Genomic DNA, 20,191 nt, shown 5'->3' with positions numbered 1-20,191 from the left:
GAAAATCCTCAAATCCTGGACATCCTGATTCAGACAATGAAAATTTCAGCATCCCACTAATAACTTATCAATTACAATCCTGAAAATATTCAAATATTCATAAACAATTTATCAATTACAATCCTGAAAATCCTCAAATCCTGGACATCCTGATTCTGACAATGATAATTTCAGCATCCTACTAATAACCTACAAATAACAATCCTGTACATCTATGAACACACCCAATAATAAAAACTTAGATGAAATCACATATATAATTAATGGGTGTGCAATGAAAATACACCGAACTTTGGGAAATGGTTTTCAGGAGGTTATTTATCAAAGATGTATGGAAATTGAATTGCAAAAATCAGGTTTAGGTTTTGGAAGGGAGATAGAACAAGTAATTTATTATGAAGGTATTGAAGTAGGAACACGAAGAGCAGATTTTATAGTTGAAAATCAGGTTGTTGTGGAGTTGAAAGCGATAATTAATTTAGAAGATGTCCATTTAGCGCAAGCGAAAAATTATTTGGTTGCTTATAATTTTCCTGTGGGGTTGTTGATTAATTTTGGTGCGTTGAAGTTGGAATATAGGAAGGTTTTTAATTCTAGATATCAGGGTTAATTTGTCTGAATCAGGATAACCAGGATTAGAGGATTTTCAGGATGTTGTTGTTTATTTGATGTGGGGATTTGAGGATTTTTTTGTCTGAATCAGGATGTCCAGGATTTTAGGATTTTCAGGATGTTGTTGTTTATTTGATGTGGGGATTTGAGGATTTTTTTGTCTGAATCAGGATGTCCAGGATTTTAGGATTTTCAGGATGTTGTTGTTTATTTGATGTGGGGATTTGAGGATTTTTTTGTCTGAATCAGGATAACCAGGATTTTAGGATTTACAGGATGTTGTTGTTTTATTGTCTATGAGAAATAGAGACTTTGGGATGATTGATAAGATAAATTATCTGTTAAATTATTAAATTATCTGCTGTTACTTCTTGACTGTTGGTGTAACTGTATTTTATCATCTTTCAATATTCACAGACAATTCATCAATTACAATCCTGTAAATCCTCAAATCCTGGACATCCTGATTCAGACAATGACAATTTCAACATCCCACCAATAACATATAAATAACAATCCTGAAAATCCTCAAATCCTGGACATCCTGATTCAGACAATTAAAATTTCAACATCCCACCAATAACCTACAATTTACCAACGCACCATACAAACTGTAGGTTGGGTAGAACGCAGTGAAACCCAACAATTTAATCATCATTTATATTACTGTGAAAGTGTTGGGTTTTCTAAGGTAAAGGTAAAAGTTGAGCGATCGCACTAAATTATCATGTTAATATTTATTAATTATTACTAGGTAAGTGTTATATATGATACCCTGTAATATAGCGTTTAATGCAATCAAATTCGGAGTTACAAATATGACTGATTCTCAGGAAATAAATAAAGCATTGGATCGTAACGAATTTCTAGTAACAGAACTCTTGAAATATATTGGCAAACTACCAAACATTTTGGGAATGAAAAGCGATATTCAAGAAAAATTAGAAAATTTACGTTCTGCGATTCAAGGAATGCGTCCACCACGAGTTATGGTAATTGGACGCTGTAAATCTGGTAAATCATCTTTAATTAATGCCATTTGTGGTTTAAAGGTTGCAGAAGTCAGTGATATAAAACCAGAAACAGGTATGGCTGAATGGAAGAAATACTACCACAATGGAAGTGATTTAATCCGTATTTTAGATACAAGAGGTTTACAGGAATTAGAAGCACCAAGACAATTCGATTCAGCCAAAAACCCTTATGAAAGTATTATCGAAGCTGTTAAGAAAGAATGTCCAGATATCATTCTATTCTTATGTAAAGCAACTGAAGTTTATAGTGCTAGTCAAGAAGACCTCAACAAATGTGAATTAATCATCAGAGAAATCAATAAGATACATCATCAAAATAACTTACCTATTATTGGAGTTTTAACTAAGTGTGATGAATTAGCACCTCCGAAAGAGCCTTTACCAACTGATAATGAAAGGAAAAAACGCAATCTTCAGGAACAAGTTACAAATTTTTCAGTTTTTCTAAACCAAAGATCAGGGTTAAGCCCGTATGTAAAAGAGGTTGTTCCGACTGTCGCATACGCTGAGTATGAAGATGGAAAAAACGGTTTAATTCTTCCTGATCAAGACTATCGGTGGAATATTACTGAATTAGTGGAAACAATGATTAAGCATACACCAAAAGAGCGGCACGCCTCTTTGTCCCGAATGGCGCACCTTAAAGGGTTTCAACTCAAAAATGCGAGAACAGTTGTTACAGCTTGTACTGCTGTCTCTGGTTTTGTTTCTGCTAACCCAATTCCAGGTGCAGCAATACCAATAGTTGCTGTTATTCAAACTTTTATGGTGATGTATGTTGGTTGGCTTAGTGGTAGGGAATTTTCACAACAAACTGTTCAAGACTTTCTTGTAACAGGAGGTGTAGGTGCAGGTGCAAATCTTGGTATGATTGGCCTTGCTGATATTGCCTTAAAGGTTATACCTGGTTGGGGTAGCTTGCTGGCTGCGAGTGCTGGGGCGATCGCTACACAAGGTTTAGGAGATACAGCGATCGCGTATTTTCTTAACAATGGTAAAACTCCGTAGGGTGCATTAAATTTAAGAATTCAGATCCCCGACTTCTTTTTTCAACCCCACCAATAAATGATAAATTGAACTCAGAAATCGAGGATCTTCAAAACTTAATTAGCTGACTGCTGAAAGCTGAAAGCTGATAGCTATTTAACTATAAGCCTCCATCGGTAAACAAGAACAAACAAAATTCCGATCCCCAAAAGCAGCATCTATCCTACCCACACTTGGCCAGAACTTAAATTCCTTACTCCAACTTGCAGGATAAGCAGCTTGTTCACGAGAATAACCATGATTCCACTCACCAACAATCAAACTTTCCGCAGTGTGAGGCGCATTTTTCAACACATTATCTAGCAAATCCATCTTACCAGATTCAATCTCAGAAATCTCCTTTCTAATCGCAATTAACGCCTCACAAAAACGATCCAATTCTTCCTTAGATTCGCTTTCCGTTGGTTCTACCATAATTGTACCAGCCACAGGCCAAGATACAGTAGGAGCATGAAAACCATAGTCCATTAACCGCTTCGCAACATCATCAATTTCAATGTTGGCTGATTTTTTCAAAGCACGTAAATCTAAAATACATTCATGTGCCACAAAACCATTTTTTCCCTCATATAAAACTGGATAAAATGACTCTAATTTCTTAGCGATGTAATTAGCATTTAAAATCGCAATTTTGGTAGCTTCCGTTAACCCATCTGCACCCATCATTGCAATGTACATCCAAGAAATTACCAAAATACTCGCACTTCCCCAAGGTGCAGCAGAAACCGCACCAGAGAATTTTGGATTTTGGATTTTGGATTTTGGATTATTTTCCTGTATTTTAATGACAGAATGTCCAGGTAAGAACGGTACAAGATGGGAAGCGACACCAATAGGACCCATACCGGGACCACCACCACCATGAGGAATACAGAAAGTTTTGTGTAAGTTCAAATGACAAACATCAGCACCAATATCACCAGGACGACAAATACCCACCTGAGCATTCATATTAGCCCCGTCCATGTAAACTTGTCCACCATGTTCATGAACTATGGCACAAATTTCTTGAATTGCTTCTTCAAATACTCCATGAGTTGATGGATATGTCACCATTAAAGCTGCTAATTCATTGCTATGTTTTTCAGCCTTCGCTTTTAAATCAGCAACATCAATATTACCCTGATCATCACAAGCAATTCCTACAACTTTCATTCCACACATTACCGCACTCGCAGGATTTGTACCATGTGCAGATTGGGGAATTAAACAAACATTTCTGTGTCCTTCTCCCCGATTTTGATGATATTCTCTAATTACCAAAAGTCCCGCATATTCACCTTGAGAACCTGCATTTGGTTGTAAAGAAATTCCCGCAAAACCTGTAATTTCTCCTAACCAGTTTTCTAATTGTTGAAAGAGAATTTGATAACCTCTGGTTTGGGAAATTGGCGCGAAAGGATGGATTTTGCCAAATTCTGCCCAAGTTACGGGAATCATTTCTGAAGTTGCGTTTAACTTCATGGTACAAGAACCCAAAGGAATCATTGATGTTGTTAATGATAAATCCTTGGTTTCTAGTTGATGTAAGTAACGCAATAATTCTGTTTCTGAATGATAGCGGTTGAAGATGGGATGAGTTAAGTATTCACTTTCACGAATTTGGGAAATGTGAGAGTTTGAAAAAGTGATTTCTGCAATATTAAAAGGTAAGTTATCTGTACCTGCGAAAATTTGCAATAAATCAATTACATCTGCTTCCGTTGTGGTTTCATCTAAGGAAATACCTACATCAGAATTATCAAAAATCCGCAAGTTGATATTTCTGGCATCCGCAGCTTCTAAAATTGCCTGTAAACTGGTATTTCCTAACTCTATCCGCAGAGTATCAAAGAAGTTTTCACTAACAATTTTATAACCTAACTTTTGCAAACCTACGGCTAAAGTTGCGGTTAATTGGTGGATGTTTTGAGCGATCGCCCTTAAACCATCGGGTCCATGATACACTGCATACATACTCGCCATCACTGCCAACAATACCTGCGCTGTGCAAATATTACTGGTGGCTTTATCTCTGCGAATATGTTGTTCACGGGTTTGTAAAGCTAACCGATAAGCAGATTTACCATGAACATCTTTTGATACACCCACAATCCGCCCTGGAAGTAAGCGTTTATACTCCTCTTTAGTAGCAAAATACGCCGCATGAGGTCCACCGAATCCCATCGGAATACCAAACCTCTGGGTGCTTCCTACCGCTATATCTGCCCCTAATTCACCGGGGGGTGTGAGTAATGTTAAACTCAGAGGATCTGCCGCAATTGTCACCAATGCACCCTGAGCATGGGACTGTTCTATAAAGTTGCGATAGTCGTAAATTTTACCATCAGTTGCGGGATATTGCAGAATTGCCCCAAAGATAGTTTCGGCAAAATCAAAGGTTTGATGATCACCGATAATGATATTAATACCCAAAGGTTTAGCGCGTGTCTGCAATACATCAATAGTTTGGGGATGACACGCACTAGAAACAAAAAAGTTATGGGATTTATTTTTGCAGATACCATAACTCATACTCATCGCTTCTGCTGCTGCCGTCGCTTCGTCTAATAAAGATGCGTTTGCAATTTCTAAGCCAGTTAAATCAATAATCATGGTTTGGAAATTTAACAACGCTTCTAAACGTCCTTGGGCGATTTCTGGTTGATAAGGTGTATAAGCTGTGTACCAACCGGGATTTTCTAAGATGTTCCGTTGAATAACCCCAGGAGTGATACAATCGTGATACCCCATACCGATGTAAGAACGGTAAACTTGATTCTTTTCAGCGATTTGTTTTAATTTTGCTAATGCTGCATATTCGCTTTGTGCTGCTGGTAATTTTAAATCTTGGTGAAAGCGAATAGAATCGGGTACAGTTTTATCAATTAAATCATCTAAACTAGACAAACCCAATAAATTTAACATTTGCTGAACATCATCGGATTTTGGTCCGATGTGTCTTTTAGCAAACTCACTTATTTGGTTGATTTTAGCGGAAACTTGAGGACGTGGGGGATTAGATACCACAAATTATGCTCCAGATGTTACATTTTCATATATTGTAATGATTACTTGGAAATATTAGGGAATAGGAAAATTAATTATCATAGTTGACGAATAGAATCTAAGAAAATAGATTATTCCACTTTGTTTAGCGTAAATATACTTTTAGATTTATTGATGAATAGTTCCATGATATCCAACCATGCTGAACCCATGAGAGTATCAGGTATATCATCTCCAACATGAACAGGAATGATCAACTCTGTTTCATCAACTATGACTCTACCTTCATACAAATCAAAATAATCTTCACCTCTTGCTGTTCGCATTTCAATTTGTGCTGCAATTCTTGGCCACTCCAAAACTGCTAAGTCTTGGGAGTTGATAGCTAACCACCCACCAGTAAAACCAGTATCTAAAAAAGCTTCAACGGAAAATACTTCGCTATTGGTAGCAACTAACTGAATTTCTAACCATAACTCACCATTGTCACCAAAAGAACCTATACCCATAATCTACCGCAGTTTCCCGTATCATTGAGGCGAAATATAGTTAGTTTCAGGTCGTTATCGCTGTATTTTTGACGAATTTGCTGTATTAACCCTTGTAGATCAGGATTAATCAAATATTCTTCCATATCGGGGTCAATGGCAATAAACCAGTTATGATGATCTACTATTAGCTGTTCTCGAAGACGTTCAAAAATAACACGACACCGTTTAGCTATTTCCTGACGTTTTGCTTGAGAATGATGTATGTCTGATAACTGTGCAGTTTTTGTAGTTGCTGATGAAAGGATGCGACTGCGACGGGGAGAAGATACCTGTCTCATGAGAAAAATTTTTTGGGATTTGTTTTAATTTACAGCAGATTGCAGATCAATGAGGTACAAAATCTAAATTGAAACCTATACACAAAGCAAGTTTTACTCCTGACTCCTGACTCCTGACTCCTGACTCCTGACTCCTGCTGTATATCAACAGATGACAAGAAACAGATCCAAAGAACATTTCAACTCTGTCACCTGTCACCTGTCACCTGTCACCTGTCACCTGTCACCTGTCCCCAGGTTTACAAACCTTCTACTGAAGCACTATACTCACTAGCTGTCATCCCATCTTCAACTTCACCAGGATCATTAACACGCACTTTGACCAACCAACTCTCCCCATAAGGATCATCAACTATTGACTCAGGAGAGTTAATCAAATCTTCATTGCGTTCTACTACTGTACCTGTAACTGGTGAATTGAGGTCTTCCACCGCTTTAACAGATTCAATTGTACCGAATTTTTTTCCTACTTCGACTGCCTCACCAATTTCTGACAGTTCCAAAAATACAATATCACCCAGTTGATCTATAGCAAACTCAGTAATACCAATCGTGGCTATTTCCCCATCTAGACGTACATATTCATGAGTATCTTGATAGCGTAGATCATCGGGATATTCAAAAGCCATAACACTTCCTCTTCCACGTTAAAAAAAATGGAGTTACAAGAGTAACCCAAACAACATTATTCCTCAAAAATCTCAAAACTTGTCAGTTAGTAACACGATTTTTTGAGCGATAAAAAGGACGTTTTACCACGACTGCTGGATAAGCTTTACCGCGTATCTCCACTTCTAACTGCTGTTTAACGGTTGCCAGTGGGCTGGAAACATAAGCTAAAGCAATGGGATAACCAAGGGTAGGTGATAAAGTACCGCTTGTTACGTCTCCCACTACCTGACCTGATGATAATACGGGGTAGCCATGACGGGCAATATTTCGCCCTTGGGTTTGCAAACCTACAAGTTTACGTTGTACTCCCCCGGTTTTTTGCTGTTGTAAAATTTCCCGCCCGATAAAATCGCCTTTAGTATCTAAATGTACCAGCCATCCTAAACCAGCTTCTAGGGGTGTGGTGTTATCGTCAATATCTTGGCCATAAAGTGCCATTGCAGCTTCTAAACGCAATGTATCTCTACAACCAAGTCCACAAGGAATGACACCAGCATCATAGAGACTTTGCCACAATTGTATTCCCACTTCAGGATCTACCATCACTTCAAAGCCATCTTCCCCAGTGTAGCCTGTACGAGCGAGGAAAGCAGGTTGATCAAAAATACTGGTTTCTAGATGTCCAAAGGCTTTAATTGGGGTTAAATCATCGGATACAAAAGATTGTAAAATGTTAGTAGCTTTTGGACCTTGAACAGCAATTAAAATTTTGTCCCGTGACAGGTCTTGAAACTGCACTGTATCCAGGTCAAGATGTTGTAATAACCATGTTTTGTCTTTTTCTGTTGTGGCAGCATTAACGATAATTACCGCTTTTTCGCTATCTGTATTTTCTCTACCTTGGTAGTAAATAATGATATCGTCAATGATTCCCGCTTGCTCATTTAACAATACTGTGTATTGAGCTTGACCGGGTTGCATACGACTTAAATCGGAAGGAACTAATTTTTCTAGTTGGGAAATGAGGTTTTGACCTTGGAGAGTAAATTTACCCATGTGGGAAATATCGAACATCCCCGCAGCATTTCTAACAGCTTGGTGTTCTTGGGTAATACCGCTATATTGTACCGGCATTTCCCACCCACCGAAGCTGGTAAAGCGGGCTTTGAGTTCAACACCGATGTGATATAAAGAAGTTTGCGCTAGAGTTTGGGTATTATTTTCTGGTTTAGCCACAGGTTTTTTTGGTATTTTAGGTATTTTGGGCGATCGCAAGTCAACATTTATCCATCCTAGTATTAAGTCAAAAGTCATGCACTCAAAAGTCAAAACTAATAACTTCTGCTTCCTGAACTCCTGTAACTCCTGACTCCTGACTCCTGACTCCTGACTCCTGACTCCTGACTCCTGACTCCTGACTCCTATTCCTAACTAGCAACTTGGGTTAATAATTAATAGTGTAATTGTTGAGATTTATTAAACAAAAATTATGAAGCGTGGGCAAATTTGGCAAATACTCGCTAGTGTGGTTTTAGCTGTGGTGTTGTTTGTATCTCCCTTATCCGCACAAGCAGCAAGTTCTTCCAGTATTACCCGTTCTGCGGGGTATGAAGTCGAAAGTCAAGATTTTTCTGGACAAAGTTTAATAGGTAAAGAATTTACCAACATTAAACTAGAAAACGCTAACTTTAGCAACGCTGACTTACGGGGTGCTGTGTTTAATGGTACTCTATTAGAAGGTGTAAATTTACATGGTGTAGATTTTAGTCAAGGTATTGCTTATTTAGCCAAGTTCAAAAATGCTGATTTAAGTGATGCAGTATTAACAGATGCGATGATGTTGCGTTCCATATTTGATAAAGTTGATGTTACTGGTGCGGACTTTACCAACGCGGTTTTAGATGGAGTAGAGATTAAAAAACTTTGTGCTAAAGCTAGTGGTATTAATTCTAAAACTGGTGTAGATACTCGTGAATCTTTAGGATGTAGATAAGTAAAACCATAACCCGCCTGGGAATTAATTCCCAGTCTCATAGCAAAAGTCATCTAAAGATGACTAAATAACCCGAAAATTTTTAGTAAACTTTAGTTTACTTTGGTTATTAGCCCAGAAATTCATTTCTGGGCGGGTATGGAAGCTAACAGATAACTCTTTTTAACCTTAATTTTTACTGAATATCTACTAATTGAAAAGTCTTTTCCATTTCTAATCTTTGTTCTGCATTTCGTAGAAAATACCCATCAATCATCGCTGAACCTAAAAGTTTTCCTAATTCATCTCGGCTAGTGGTAATCATAGTATTATATCTGTCATGAGGCAAATTACCTAACATAGCAACAATAGATTTTTGAATCAATTCTAATACTTCTGGTGAGTTAGGTTTAGATAGTTGGGATACTGCTTCTGGGTTTAAAGATTGTATGTATTGCCAAAACTGATCATTATTTTCTTGTGGTGCAAAATACTCAGGCTGAGAATGGGAAAGATTACTCATGGCAGTTACTTTCAACTCGCTTGATTATCAATTTATCAAGATATGTCTGAATTGGTTGTCAAAGAAACCGAACATGAGAAGATGGGTTTATTCTACAGCAGGAAGTAAAAAAATATAACTATTTATAACTACGGTTGATTGTGAATTATATCATATAATAATTTATGAACACTACTAAAAAATACTCGCAATATATCAACCATGAATCAAACTAATAATATCGGCATTCTGGAAAAGTTTGTCAACACGGTAATGGGAGTAAAACCAGGGAATCAAAAACAGTCACTCAACACATCAGCAGCAACACAAGAACTAGACATCAAAGCAGTCATCGTTTATAAACTAGGGACTATTCTACAAATAGGAACGATGATTCTAGTATTACTAGGAATGGAAAAGTTAGTCAATTTAATTGATAGTAATTCTGCCTTTCCTAGTTGGGTTACCACTGTAGTTACTGCCTTATTTTTCGCTTTATTAAGTATTCGTTCTCGGATTTTTTCACTTTTAGATAATACCCGTTCTCAAACAACTTATGTTCAAGTCATTAGACCTAGATGGTCGCCCCCACCTTTAGCATTTCCTATAGTTTGGATGCTAATTGCAGTTTTACGAGTGATTTCTTCTGTGTTAATTTGGCAAGAATTAAATCATCAATTCTTAGTATTACCATTCATTTTATTTGTAGTGCATTTAGCTGTCGGTGATACTTGGAATACAATTTTTACCGTAGAACGCAGATTAGGTGCTGCTGTTCCTGTAGTGATTTTAGGACCTTGGTTATCTGCAATTATTGTCACAGCAATTTATTGGCAAACAGTACCTTTAGCGGGGATAATTTTATCTTTTTCTTGTGTGTGGTTAACTGTAGCTTCTGCGTTGGTGTTTAGGATTTGGCAATTAAATGGATCTGAGCCATTGTATCCTTTAAAGTTAGCATCTGTGGAGGAGTAGAGGGGTAATTTCAGATAGGCGATCGCTCTTTTTTAGTTTATAGAAAATAAGAGCGATCGCACATTTACACCAGAATTTTATCACCGATAATCACGCTCCATATCCCCACAGAAAGAAACAGCAAATTTGTAACCAATACGAATCCCAAAAAGTCGAGCCAAGGGGTTTTTATTCCGTAAATAACGCGCTGACTCTATTCCTATTTTGTCAACTGCATATTCACCAGTTTCTATATCAATAATCACCATTTTACCGATATTTTCTTCAGTTTCTACCTGTGAACGAATGCTATTTTCATATCATTCTTTGGCACGTTTAGCAACTTCTTCACTGCTGAGGAGAATGGCTTGCATTTTATGTCATCCTTGTTTTGTGATTATATTTATTATACTGGATGTATAATAAAATTTATCCTTCTTCTTAAACTAAATTGATATATAATGAAAATAAATAATTTTGGATATCTTCTCATGACATTACAAGAATTGCAAAAACAAGTATTACAGTTACCAATGAGTGAACGCTGGCAATTGGTACAAACTGTATTAGAATCAATTCAACAAGAATCTATCTCAGCATCAAAGAAAGGTAATTTATCTCGACTGCGTGGTATTGCTAAAGCTGCAAATACTTCTAGTGATGAGAATATTAATGGAGATTATGCGACTTATCTAACTGAAAAATACCAATGAAACGAATTTTTATTGATACGAATATCGTCCTAGATTTTTTACTGGAACGAGAACCTTTTGTAGAAGACGCAGCAAGTTTATTTGCAAAAATTGATGCTGGTGAGATAGCGGGGTTTATTGCTGCTACCACAATTACTAATATTTATTATATTATTCGTAAAGCCGCAGGTGTAACAGTTGCTCAAGATGCAATTTCTCAAATTCTCACAGATTTACACATTTGCGCGGTTGATAAAAATATGTTAGAAACAGCAGTAGCTTTAAATTTTCGAGATTTTGAGGATGCTGTGCAGTATGCTTGTGCTATGAAATCAATGGTAGATGTGATTGTCACTCGTGATGTATCTGGATTTTTAGGTTCAGAAATTCCAGTGATTTTACCTGGGGAGTTAAATCATATTTCTCAAGAGTAAAAGCGACGCATTACATCCATATTAACTAAGAGTGATCGCACATCTTCCACCATCATCTAACTAAGAGCGATCGCACGCTGTATTAATTCTGTCATGGTTGAAGAATTGGAATGGCTTTTTACTATTTATGATATCAAGTATTTGAGTTAATCACGCAATACCTTCGATAAACTACGCTAACGCATTTATCACACTGTTAAATAAGAGCGATCGCAATATTTCCTACTCTAAAATTATTTGATTAAACTTTACAAAGTTTACAAATTTGTTACTTGACTGTTTGCGTGCATTTAGCGGTACAATATATAACAGCTAAATGTGAATCATCAAATTTAGATGATTGCTTATACTAGCTACTTAAATCACTTGCGGGAATAAGTATTGATTTCCGTTGTTGATCCTGCGACGGTGTATTTGACGGTTAGCCTTATTCGCTTTCCTTCTCCTGGAATCAGAAAAAAAGAACAGGCCGGGGGGGGACAGTAAAGCTAGAATACATCCCCAAGTGATATTTTTTCTTCATTATTCATTACGAATATAATGCAACAAGATTCTAAGTTACTTCTAAAACTAAGTACCAAAACTTTGCGAGAAAAATTTTACCATCTCAAAAGACCTGTAGATATAGCTAACCTTGTAGAAGTTTCCTATGATCATCTTGTCTATCATATATATCTTGTTCCATCTGAGCATCGATACACAACTTTTGAAATTCCCAAAAAATCTGGTGGTACTCGTCAGATATCAACTCCGGTAAATGCAATTAAAATTATTCAAAAAAAACTTAATCAAGTTTTACAAGCTGTATATCAAACAAAGCCATCAGTACATGGTTTCGTAAATGGGAAAAATATTGTAACTAATGCTCAAGCTCATGCTAGAAAACGCTATGTTCTCAATATTGACTTAAAAGATTTTTTCCCTTCTATTAATTTTGGTAGGGTGCGAGGTATGTTTATGGCTACTCCTTATAATTTACCTCCAGATGTAGCAACAGTTCTAGCACAAATTTGTTGTTATAACAATCAATTACCACAAGGCGCACCAACATCACCAATAATTACTAATATGATTTGCGCGAAAATGGATAGTCAATTACAAAGGTTGGCTAAAGATTGTAAAGCTACTTATACAAGATACGCAGATGATATTACTTTTTCAACAACGTTACCTAAATTTCCTAATAAGTTAGCATATGTGTTGACTGGAGAAGATACAGAAAAAGTTTTTATTGGTAATCATTTACTAACAATTATTCATGAAAATGGATTTGAGGTAAATGAGCATAAAATTAGACTTCAAGTGAAAGGTAATCATCAATAAGTAACAGGACTAACAACTAATGTTTTTCCTAATCCTAATCGAAAATATGTGCGTCAAGTTCGTGCTATGCTTTATGCGTGGGCTAAGTTTGGAATTGAAGCGGCGGAAAATGAGTATTTTGAAAAATATTCATTAACACCAAGGTCTCCTCTAAAAGAAAAGCCTAAATTTTCGCAGATATTAAGGGGAAAAATAGAGTTTATAGGTATGGTTAAGGGAAAAGATGATTGCATTTATCAAAAATATCTTCAGCAATACAAACTACTAGATAGTAAACATGAAACGCCGCAATATTGTCTCTATGAGTGAGAACATAACGACGTAATTGTTTCAGAGTCATTGCTTGATAATTAACTAAGGTCATTATTTATCCTCTATTAAAATCTCTTACTCTTCTTTGCGCCTTTGCTCCTTAGCGCCTTTGCGCGAAACAAAAAATCTACTAACTTACACCAATTCTTCAGCTAAAAGCCTACCTTCAACTGGTTCATATTCATCTTCCAATAACCATAACTTAGCAACTTCATAACTATTACTAGAAAATACAACCTTATCACCCTGTTTAGGATCATAAATTTGACAATTTCCCTCACTATCACAAAGTAATAACAGAATGTATGGAGGTGATAACATCGGATCTATCCATACTTCTGTAAATTCCCAATTATTCTTGATTTCCCAACACCCCTTTTCATTACTAAAACGCTGCAAAAACTCAGGATAATTAATCAAATCATCAACAGACGCAGAAGGCGACATTTCCACCCAATTTCCCTCAGCATTCAACTTATCTACATAACAAGAAAATGCCTCTTGATCATCCCGATGCGATAAAACATAAGCACGTAATTCCTTCAGATTCATACATTTAAAATTAGGCTGATTCATACCACCTACTTTTATCCTTCCTCAAGCCACTGTTCATAACCACAAATAAGCAATCTTTCTTTTAAATTATCAATTGCTTCAGTTGTAGGTATATCAATTGATTGTACCCGATATATATCATTGAGTACAACACTATATTCTTTACTACTGTAGTTAGCTACAACTTCAGCTAAATTTCTATCTGACATTTCTTCACTTAGTAATGCTAAAAGCGGTAAATAATTTTGTGATTCTATCCCCTTGGGAAAAGCACATTGAATTAATTTATATGTACTTTGTAAATGTGGTGAAATAGTGATTTGCATGATTAATTACCAGTTAAAGGAAAAGGTGGATGAATATATACAAGAAAATCCACACCTTGAGCAGAAGCGGCTTTCACTGCTTTTGCATCTGCTGTGGTGGTGACAATACCTAGTTGATCACCTGTACCTAAAATAATAAATTCCGCACTTCAAAAAGTAGCATAAACAAACTACATTGACGGTAAATTAAAACTTATGGTTTGAACAATTACGTATCAATGTAAAACAAAATTATGGACACACAAAGTTGAGCTTTAGAAGGTGTTTAAAAGCTATTGCAATAACAATATTTAATTCAAGGTGTGGAATCAGTTATCAAAAAGATAACCGATGAAATAGTAAAAATAGAGAGAAAACTAAGATAATAAATAATATTTTTGACAAGTAGTAGGTAGGAATTGCAAGATATGACAATGCGACTCCGTTAAATTAAGAATTCGTTGAAATCCTTGTGCCATCAAAAGATGAATACCTTGAAAGCACTGAAATATCCATCTTAATGTGGGAGATTCTGTAGGTTTATTCAGTTGGTTTTTAACTGTGGCTTTTTGTGCCTTCAATGACATTCTTAATTGTCTTTGTCCTAAATTATAAACCAAAAGACATAATGCCATTAACATCATCATTGTCTCTACTCTTTGGGGATTTTTCACAAACAGACTATCCGCGAAAAATAACGGGTCTTTGATAAATCTAAATCCTCTTTCTGTAGATTGTTGTTCTTTATATATTTTGAGGATTTCTTCTGACTCTAACTCCTGAGCATCCAAAATATTGGTGGCTAAAATAAATCTGCCACAAGAGTTTTGCTGTTGTGTAATTAACTCCTGATTTTCTCTTAATTTACATTTCACTCTATAAACTGCTGTTTTCCCTTGATTTAATGTCTCGGTAATTCGATAGTCTGATATTTGATGATATTTTAATTTAGCTGTTATTTCTTTGATTTTCAACTCGGCTAAAGATTTATCAGCAAATTCTTCCTGTTCTAATTTATCTACTTGTTTGTTAGCTTTTAATAACTCTTCTTGGATTTTTTTGTCTAGTTTATTTAAGTCTGCTTTTTTTCTCTCTACGCTTTCTACTAATAACCATCTTTGCTCTATTCCTCCATAAGATACTTTCTCTTCGATATAGCTATAACCTTTGATTTTACAGGCTTTCATTTCATTATTTATGGAGGCTTTCACTAAATTTTTTGCTTTTTTAATGGATAATGGTACTCGACTTATCCATTTCATGTTTGACATTAATTTTAAATTACTTTCGCTATATAATGCACTGTCAGCCACCATGATACTTTCAAAATCTATTTGTTTAGAATATTCTACTAAGATATGAGCAAATACTGCTTTATCTGATTCGTTTCCTGATGCCCCTCTAAAAAATAATGGTATATCCCCATCACTACTTACTATTAAATCTAATATACATTGTTTTAGGTCTGGGCGATGGTCACGAGAATATCCTTGTGTAATCATTATTGGATGTTCTCGATTTATTCCTAGTTCTTTCTCTAGATTATTTACGCAATTCTTATATTCCCCGTGTAAATGTAATGAGCTTGAGTCTAAATGGGAATATTTTGTGTCTATTCCATATTTCTTTACTACTTCTAAGGCAATGATTAAGAATAGTTTAGTTAATCCATATTTATAGAGTTTATCCATGACTCTACCTATTTTATCGTCGTTTAAATCTTCTGCTTTTATTCCTGTTCCTATTAGATGTTCTACGGCTTTGTCTTTAAAGAAATCTGGGAACAAATATAGTGGTCTTGATACAAAGCCTAGTCCATTGAGAATGATTGCTTTGACTACTTCTCCTGTGTTTACTTTCTCTCTGATATCTATTGAAAATATCTCGTTGATTTTTTCTACTATTCCTATTTCATCTATTATTCCTGCGATTATTCCTAAGTGATCTATGTTTTTACTCTCAATTTCTTCTGTTTGGTAATTCATATTATGAAGGCATTTTTAGGTACTTCAGTCTCATTCTCTCATTTTTTCCTGAATTTATTCTCAATGCCTTATGAGTTTCTCTTTAGTAGTCAAATGGGAATTAAAGTCTATATTTTTACTTTCTTGATTGCGTATTTATGTTTAACACTCTATGCTGCTTATGATACTTGTATATGTACTACATTTTGAAGTGCGGAATGTGGGATATAAAGTGGTGCATAACAATATGCTCCATAATATGTGTTGAAAAATACTTGTTCTTGATTCCCATGTACTAAATCATCGGTTACGTCTAAGTCTAGGATTATTTGTTTCGGTTCACTAGAATATGATTCTAGGAATATTTTCACAAATAATTTTTCTATTTCTGCGGTAGAATGTCCGATGCGATGATATCTACTTTCTGCTCCCTGTTCTATGTTTAGAGGACAATGTTCTAACCGATTTAATGTACTTTTTGAAGCTAATGTTACTGGTTCTTTTTCTTGCCCTATTCTTTTTCCTACTGCTATGGCAAACATGGGGTCATGACGTAGTTCTTCATGGTCGTTTAGGTCTTCATATCCCATGATTAACCCATATATTCTTTGTGCTATTAGGTCTTCTATCGAATGTTGTCTTTTATTTGGTTGCCTGTAATCTTGGAAACATTGTGCTAGTCTTGCTGTGATCTGTAGTTTCCTGTCTATCTCCGCAATTAAACTTAGTCCTGCATCTGATGTTACTTTCCCACCTTGGAAATTTACTACTACTGGGCGGGTTTTTTCTCTTTCAAATTTGAACTGTTTTGGTGTACAATCTGTTGATACTTGGGTCATACTTTATAACTGTTGAAATGCTTTCTACATATACATTTTCTCAGTTTTTGACCCTTTTTTTCTTTTTCTTTGTGAGAAATCCGGGCTTTAGTGATGTGGGCAACTAATTGATGTCCATAAAGGTTGAGAATTAAAGCATGGGGGCTTTCTCTTCCGGGGATGCAGCCTAAACCATCAACATAAAATTCTTTGGTTTGGGCGATGTTGGTGACAGGGAAGGCGAGGTGAAATATGATTGTGTTCATGGTGGGGGTTGATTGCCAAATTATTTGACTACTTGACAGATTGATTAACCGAACTAAAAGGATCATTAATTTGTCAAAGCGGAAAAATAATCTAGCAAAGGGCAGATATAATTAAAGTAAAATAAAAAACATGGACGTAACTGGATTCGAACCAGTGACCCCATCGATGTCAACGATGTACTCTAACCAACTGAGCTATACGTCCTTAACCTTTAACTAGTAAGCCTTTCAGCTTTTTAATTAGTTCTCTAAAAGTGACTTCACTTTTCCCAGTATGCAAGTTTATGCAAAATAAGTCAAGACAACTGTATTAAGAAATGTTAACCAGTAAATCAACCTTGACATCCTAGAATCCCAAAGCTTAGAATTTACACAGGCTATAGTCCACCAAGTCAAGTTGAAAACAATGGTTAGTAAACTCTGACTTAACCCGCATCTGTGGTGGAAAACAAGTTTCGTATATCCAGGTGAACTGAATACCCAACCTACCTGGAGAGAAGTATACAGGTCAACTCTCCTGGGAGCAATGCGATTTTGTGGGATGACCCCACTGCCTCACAGGGGTAGGTTTTTAATATTATCTGTTAAGGCAGGACCTGGAAGACACGGGGGGAAAGTAGACAAGGAAGATTTGATACGCACAATGGTATTTTGACGGACAAATAAGCTGATATCGCTTTTTGGACCTGGTTTACCATCAGGGTAGATACACGATTTTACCTTGTTATACCATAATTTGATTCTTTTTCGGAGATATCTAATACTTTGTTTATGCTGTCCATAAAATCCGCACAAGTTTATCTTACAGCAGTTTCGAGGTTGATGAGGTACAGTAACCTATTGAACTTCAAGTTTTAAAACTACCCTCCAAAATTGGTGTACCTCATTTACTCCAAAACTGCTGTATATTTATCAGGATTATCGCCAAAGATTTGGGATTGAAAGTAGTTACCGAATCAAGAATATTTGCCGTATTAGAACCAATAATAAAAATCCCGTATTGAGGTTACTATTCGTTGGTATATCCTTTCCTCTAGTTAATATTTGGGTTAATCTTCTATGGCTCAAAATTAGTCAAAAGAGGAAAGGTAGCCAATTAATTTATCGTACACTTTTTACACTCAAACAGATGTTAGCCTTTTTATCTCAAGCTATTGAACGTAAATATCAAGTGGTTGATGCTATTTATCTTCCTGACGGTTAGCATCTTTTTTTGTTAGTTAGTAGAATAATAAGTATTTTTTATATATACTGTTGTCTACTCTTGTGCTTTAAATTACTAGACACTCCATAATACTTAGCGATCGCTCTTTGGAGAAAAACTTTTTGGTTTACTGTTGAATCAATAATGGTTTTTGAATCCACTGACTTTCGTCAAAACATAAAATTCTTTTTAGATCGGTATTAGTGAGGACTGAAATTTGCTCTGATTCCCATTATCTAACTCAAGTTACAATTCAATTCAAACCCTAGCCAGCGTTACAACATCTAACTGATCTTGATACTTACCCTGACGTGAAGCATAACTAACACCACAGGGTTCACCTGCTAAAAACATTAACTGGACAATACCTTCATTAGCATAAATACGACAGTCAGCACTAGAAGCGTTAGATAACTCTAAAGTCAAGTAACCGCGCCAAGCCGCTTCAGCGGGAGTAACATTTGCAATGATGCCACAACGTGCATAAGTGCTTTTACCAATACATATTACTGTAATATTATCTGGTATTTCTAGCTTTTCCAGAGCCACACCAAGTCCATAGGAATGTGCAGGAAGGATAAAATAACTACCATTTTCATCTGTATGTAGTTTTGTGGGTTCTAAATTTTCAGGATTAAAATTTTTCGGATCAACTACAGTACCGGGAATATGCCTAAAAATACGGAAATCATTGGGAGATAGACGGATATCATAGCCAAAGCTGCTCAAACCATAGGAAATTACAGGTAAATCTTCCACATAACGTATTAAACTAGGTTCAAAAGGCGAAATCATACCTTTTTGAGCCATTTCGGTAATCCAGATATCGTTCTTAATCACAAGTCCACAGATAACTCAAATCGAATTAATAGGATATCGTGAATTGGTATCCTAAATTAATAACCAACATTAAATTTTCTGATTCTTGGTAAACGAGCGCGGCAGGGTTCGAACCTGCGGCCGATTGCTTAGAAGGCAATTGCTCTATCCACTGAGCTACGCGCCCAAGACTCGTATCTGGCTTTTGAACAAACCATCCTTGATTATTATATACGCTGTTCCTAGTAAAAAGCAAGATAGAATTAAATATTTAACGATTTTTATAACGAACCATCACCTCATGAACCAGTAGATGTAAACTAAAAAACGAAACCAAGTAGGTATTTACGATATATTGAGATGTCAAGCAATACCTTCGCCAAAATCAAAAATATCTTGATTTGTAGGTTGGGTTGAGGAACGAAACCCAACAAATACGTTGGGTTTTACTTCGTTCAACCCAACCTACGGGAAAATGGCAAAGGTATTGGTCAAGGGGTAACTTTACCTTGAGTGCTAATCCTCTCATACAGATATCTGGCAGATATTTGGTAAAGTATTTGGCAAACGTCTAATTTTATTTCACCATAATATAAATTATTATACTTTAGGCTATTTTGCCCAAATGAAAGACAAATCCCAAATCAAAACAGCCCCTGTGAGGAGTTAGTTGCTAGTGCCATGTTTATTCTTAAACGCCAGGATGTTGAAATATCTACCGTTCAGCACCCAACGCGGGATCAGCAGGTGCTGATCCTCCATTATCAGGGGCAAACCTTTCGCCTGATAAGTGTTTTCAAAGCCAGTCAAGAAGTTGAAGCTAAAACTCTGTGGCGATCGCTGACTGACAATAGAGGTAAAGCCTGTGTCTTGCTGGAAGAACCCGAACGCTTTAGCGTCTGGGGCAAAATTCGCTTGGAACAGCTAGACAGTGATACAGGTAGCCATA

At 36.1% G+C, this 20,191-nt stretch carries 19 protein-coding genes, 2 tRNA genes and 6 pseudogenes; 9 read left to right on the top strand and 18 right to left on the bottom strand.

The genetic code is table 11. From position 1 onward, the window contains the following. Positions 1-214 precede the first annotated feature (214 nt). Positions 215-610 (top strand): GxxExxY protein, encoded by a 396-nt coding sequence (locus tag K2F26_RS02055; RefSeq protein ID WP_220610155.1) that lies wholly within the window; start codon positions 215-217, stop codon positions 608-610. 820 nt (positions 611-1,430) lie between these two features. Further along, positions 1,431-2,654: a GTPase family protein gene (locus K2F26_RS02050; protein ID WP_220610154.1), complete on the top strand. Its 1,224-nt coding sequence runs from the start codon at positions 1,431-1,433 to the stop codon at positions 2,652-2,654. 135 nt (positions 2,655-2,789) lie between these two features. Here K2F26_RS02050 and gcvP read toward each other — a convergent pair whose 3' ends face one another. From gcvP to gcvT, 5 genes are all read right to left on the bottom strand, one after another. After that, positions 2,790-5,702 (bottom strand): aminomethyl-transferring glycine dehydrogenase, encoded by a 2,913-nt coding sequence (gcvP, locus tag K2F26_RS02045; protein WP_220610153.1) that lies wholly within the window; start codon positions 5,700-5,702, stop codon positions 2,790-2,792. Between the two features lie 110 nt (positions 5,703-5,812). Beyond that, positions 5,813-6,190 (bottom strand): aspartyl protease, encoded by a 378-nt coding sequence (locus K2F26_RS02040; RefSeq protein WP_220610152.1) that lies wholly within the window; start codon positions 6,188-6,190, stop codon positions 5,813-5,815. After that, a complete protein-coding gene (locus K2F26_RS02035) occupies positions 6,181-6,510 on the bottom strand; it encodes a hypothetical protein (protein ID WP_194056880.1) in 330 nt (109 codons plus the stop codon). Before K2F26_RS02035 ends, K2F26_RS02040 begins: the two co-directional genes overlap by 10 nt. 239 nt (positions 6,511-6,749) lie before the next feature. Further along, positions 6,750-7,139 carry a glycine cleavage system protein GcvH gene (gene gcvH / locus K2F26_RS02030; RefSeq protein ID WP_194056882.1) on the bottom strand — a complete coding sequence of 130 codons (390 nt, stop codon included), beginning with the start codon at positions 7,137-7,139 and terminating at the stop codon, positions 6,750-6,752. Positions 7,140-7,221: 82 nt separating this feature from the next. Further along, the gene (gene gcvT, locus K2F26_RS02025) at positions 7,222-8,358 is read right to left on the bottom strand and encodes a glycine cleavage system aminomethyltransferase GcvT (protein ID WP_246605589.1); all 1,137 of its coding nucleotides are present in this window, start codon (positions 8,356-8,358) and stop codon (positions 7,222-7,224) included. A gap of 253 nt (positions 8,359-8,611) precedes the next feature. On the opposite strand from gcvT, the gene K2F26_RS02020 reads away from it, so the two are divergent. Continuing rightward, positions 8,612-9,115, top strand: coding sequence for a pentapeptide repeat-containing protein (locus K2F26_RS02020; protein WP_194056886.1), 504 nt, complete (start codon positions 8,612-8,614; stop codon positions 9,113-9,115). 175 nt (positions 9,116-9,290) lie between these two features. Here K2F26_RS02020 and K2F26_RS02015 read toward each other — a convergent pair whose 3' ends face one another. Beyond that, positions 9,291-9,617, bottom strand: a complete 327-nt coding sequence (locus K2F26_RS02015; protein ID WP_194056888.1) for a DUF760 domain-containing protein — start codon at positions 9,615-9,617, stop codon at positions 9,291-9,293. Positions 9,618-9,818: 201 nt separating this feature from the next. On the opposite strand from K2F26_RS02015, the gene K2F26_RS02010 reads away from it, so the two are divergent. Then, positions 9,819-10,571, top strand: coding sequence for a TspO/MBR family protein (locus tag K2F26_RS02010; RefSeq protein WP_220610151.1), 753 nt, complete (start codon positions 9,819-9,821; stop codon positions 10,569-10,571). An 80-nt stretch (positions 10,572-10,651) separates the two neighbouring features. Here the strand turns inward: K2F26_RS02010 and K2F26_RS02005 are convergent. Then, positions 10,652-10,924 (bottom strand): annotated as a pseudogene (locus K2F26_RS02005) (hypothetical protein). A gap of 117 nt (positions 10,925-11,041) precedes the next feature. Between K2F26_RS02005 and K2F26_RS02000 the strand changes: the two are divergent. The 3 genes from K2F26_RS02000 to K2F26_RS01990 all read left to right on the top strand — a co-directional run bounded on the left by K2F26_RS02000 (position 11,042) and on the right by K2F26_RS01990 (position 12,999). Continuing rightward, positions 11,042-11,263, top strand: a complete 222-nt coding sequence (locus tag K2F26_RS02000; RefSeq protein WP_220610150.1) for a hypothetical protein — start codon at positions 11,042-11,044, stop codon at positions 11,261-11,263. Further along, positions 11,260-11,676: a type II toxin-antitoxin system VapC family toxin gene (locus tag K2F26_RS01995; protein ID WP_220610149.1), complete on the top strand. Its 417-nt coding sequence runs from the start codon at positions 11,260-11,262 to the stop codon at positions 11,674-11,676. The genes K2F26_RS02000 and K2F26_RS01995 overlap by 4 nt, the downstream gene beginning before the upstream one ends. Before the next feature lie 540 nt (positions 11,677-12,216). Then, on the top strand, positions 12,217-12,999 hold the full coding sequence (locus tag K2F26_RS01990) for a reverse transcriptase domain-containing protein (protein ID WP_220612030.1): 783 nt from the start codon (positions 12,217-12,219) through the stop codon (positions 12,997-12,999). A gap of 211 nt (positions 13,000-13,210) precedes the next feature. On the opposite strand, the gene K2F26_RS01985 is transcribed toward K2F26_RS01990, so the two are convergent. The 9 genes and pseudogenes from K2F26_RS01985 to K2F26_RS01945 form a co-directional block, all read right to left on the bottom strand. After that, positions 13,211-13,363 (bottom strand): DUF6887 family protein, encoded by a 153-nt coding sequence (locus K2F26_RS01985; RefSeq protein ID WP_220610148.1) that lies wholly within the window; start codon positions 13,361-13,363, stop codon positions 13,211-13,213. An 83-nt stretch (positions 13,364-13,446) separates the two neighbouring features. Next, on the bottom strand, positions 13,447-13,632 hold the full coding sequence (locus K2F26_RS01980) for a hypothetical protein (protein WP_246605588.1): 186 nt from the start codon (positions 13,630-13,632) through the stop codon (positions 13,447-13,449). 81 nt (positions 13,633-13,713) lie between these two features. Continuing rightward, a pseudogene (locus tag K2F26_RS25395) lies at positions 13,714-13,887 on the bottom strand (DUF6887 family protein); the annotation flags it as partial. Positions 13,888-13,898: 11 nt separating this feature from the next. Further along, complete coding sequence (locus K2F26_RS01970; RefSeq protein ID WP_220610147.1) at positions 13,899-14,192, bottom strand: DUF3349 domain-containing protein; 294 nt, start codon at positions 14,190-14,192, stop codon at positions 13,899-13,901. 2 nt (positions 14,193-14,194) lie between these two features. Next, a complete protein-coding gene (locus tag K2F26_RS25100) occupies positions 14,195-14,326 on the bottom strand; it encodes a DUF1308 domain-containing protein (protein ID WP_302850058.1) in 132 nt (43 codons plus the stop codon). 222 nt (positions 14,327-14,548) lie between these two features. Then, positions 14,549-16,156 carry an IS1634 family transposase gene (locus K2F26_RS01960; RefSeq protein ID WP_220608157.1) on the bottom strand — a complete coding sequence of 536 codons (1,608 nt, stop codon included), beginning with the start codon at positions 16,154-16,156 and terminating at the stop codon, positions 14,549-14,551. Positions 16,157-16,359: 203 nt separating this feature from the next. Next, positions 16,360-16,974, bottom strand: a pseudogene (locus K2F26_RS01955) (transposase); the annotation flags it as partial. A gap of 86 nt (positions 16,975-17,060) precedes the next feature. After that, positions 17,061-17,219: pseudogene (locus tag K2F26_RS01950) on the bottom strand (VOC family protein); the annotation flags it as partial. A 131-nt stretch (positions 17,220-17,350) separates the two neighbouring features. Next, positions 17,351-17,424, bottom strand: a tRNA-Val gene (locus K2F26_RS01945). A gap of 693 nt (positions 17,425-18,117) precedes the next feature. On the opposite strand from K2F26_RS01945, the pseudogene K2F26_RS01940 reads away from it, so the two are divergent. Beyond that, positions 18,118-18,423: pseudogene (locus tag K2F26_RS01940) on the top strand (ISH3 family transposase); the annotation flags it as partial. A 258-nt stretch (positions 18,424-18,681) separates the two neighbouring features. Here the strand turns inward: K2F26_RS01940 and dcd are convergent. Both dcd and K2F26_RS01930 read right to left on the bottom strand, forming a co-directional pair. Further along, positions 18,682-19,233 (bottom strand): dCTP deaminase, encoded by a 552-nt coding sequence (gene dcd, locus K2F26_RS01935; RefSeq protein ID WP_220611745.1) that lies wholly within the window; start codon positions 19,231-19,233, stop codon positions 18,682-18,684. A 123-nt stretch (positions 19,234-19,356) separates the two neighbouring features. Beyond that, positions 19,357-19,429 (bottom strand) — tRNA-Arg (locus K2F26_RS01930). 494 nt (positions 19,430-19,923) lie between these two features. Between K2F26_RS01930 and K2F26_RS01925 the strand changes: the two are divergent. Next, positions 19,924-20,190, top strand: a pseudogene (locus tag K2F26_RS01925) (Npun_F0813 family protein); the annotation flags it as partial. Position 20,191 lies beyond the last annotated feature (1 nt).

This window comes from Sphaerospermopsis torques-reginae ITEP-024 (assembly GCF_019598945.1).
Taxonomy (GTDB): domain Bacteria; phylum Cyanobacteriota; class Cyanobacteriia; order Cyanobacteriales; family Nostocaceae; genus Sphaerospermopsis.
This window is presented reverse-complemented; position numbering and strand designations above follow the sequence as displayed.

Bases quoted from the DNA above. Each gene is read 5' to 3' on its own strand.
- K2F26_RS02055 (WP_220610155.1), top strand. From the start codon at position 215: ATGAACACACCCAATAATAAAAACTTAGATGAAATCACATATATAATT.
- K2F26_RS02050 (WP_220610154.1), top strand. From the start codon at position 1,431: ATGACTGATTCTCAGGAAATAAATAAAGCATTGGATCGTAACGAATTT.
- K2F26_RS02040 (WP_220610152.1), bottom strand. From the start codon at position 6,190: ATGGGTATAGGTTCTTTTGGTGACAATGGTGAGTTATGGTTAGAAATT.
- K2F26_RS02035 (WP_194056880.1), bottom strand. From the start codon at position 6,510: ATGAGACAGGTATCTTCTCCCCGTCGCAGTCGCATCCTTTCATCAGCA.
- gcvH (WP_194056882.1), bottom strand. From the start codon at position 7,139: ATGGCTTTTGAATATCCCGATGATCTACGCTATCAAGATACTCATGAA.
- K2F26_RS02020 (WP_194056886.1), top strand. From the start codon at position 8,612: ATGAAGCGTGGGCAAATTTGGCAAATACTCGCTAGTGTGGTTTTAGCT.
- K2F26_RS02015 (WP_194056888.1), bottom strand. From the start codon at position 9,617: ATGAGTAATCTTTCCCATTCTCAGCCTGAGTATTTTGCACCACAAGAA.
- K2F26_RS02010 (WP_220610151.1), top strand. From the start codon at position 9,819: ATGAATCAAACTAATAATATCGGCATTCTGGAAAAGTTTGTCAACACG.
- K2F26_RS02000 (WP_220610150.1), top strand. From the start codon at position 11,042: ATGACATTACAAGAATTGCAAAAACAAGTATTACAGTTACCAATGAGT.
- K2F26_RS01995 (WP_220610149.1), top strand. From the start codon at position 11,260: ATGAAACGAATTTTTATTGATACGAATATCGTCCTAGATTTTTTACTG.
- K2F26_RS01990 (WP_220612030.1), top strand. From the start codon at position 12,217: ATGCAACAAGATTCTAAGTTACTTCTAAAACTAAGTACCAAAACTTTG.
- K2F26_RS01985 (WP_220610148.1), bottom strand. From the start codon at position 13,363: ATGACCTTAGTTAATTATCAAGCAATGACTCTGAAACAATTACGTCGT.
- K2F26_RS01980 (WP_246605588.1), bottom strand. From the start codon at position 13,632: ATGTTATCACCTCCATACATTCTGTTATTACTTTGTGATAGTGAGGGA.
- K2F26_RS01970 (WP_220610147.1), bottom strand. From the start codon at position 14,192: ATGCAAATCACTATTTCACCACATTTACAAAGTACATATAAATTAATT.
- K2F26_RS01960 (WP_220608157.1), bottom strand. From the start codon at position 16,156: ATGAATTACCAAACAGAAGAAATTGAGAGTAAAAACATAGATCACTTA.
- dcd (WP_220611745.1), bottom strand. From the start codon at position 19,233: ATGGCTCAAAAAGGTATGATTTCGCCTTTTGAACCTAGTTTAATACGT.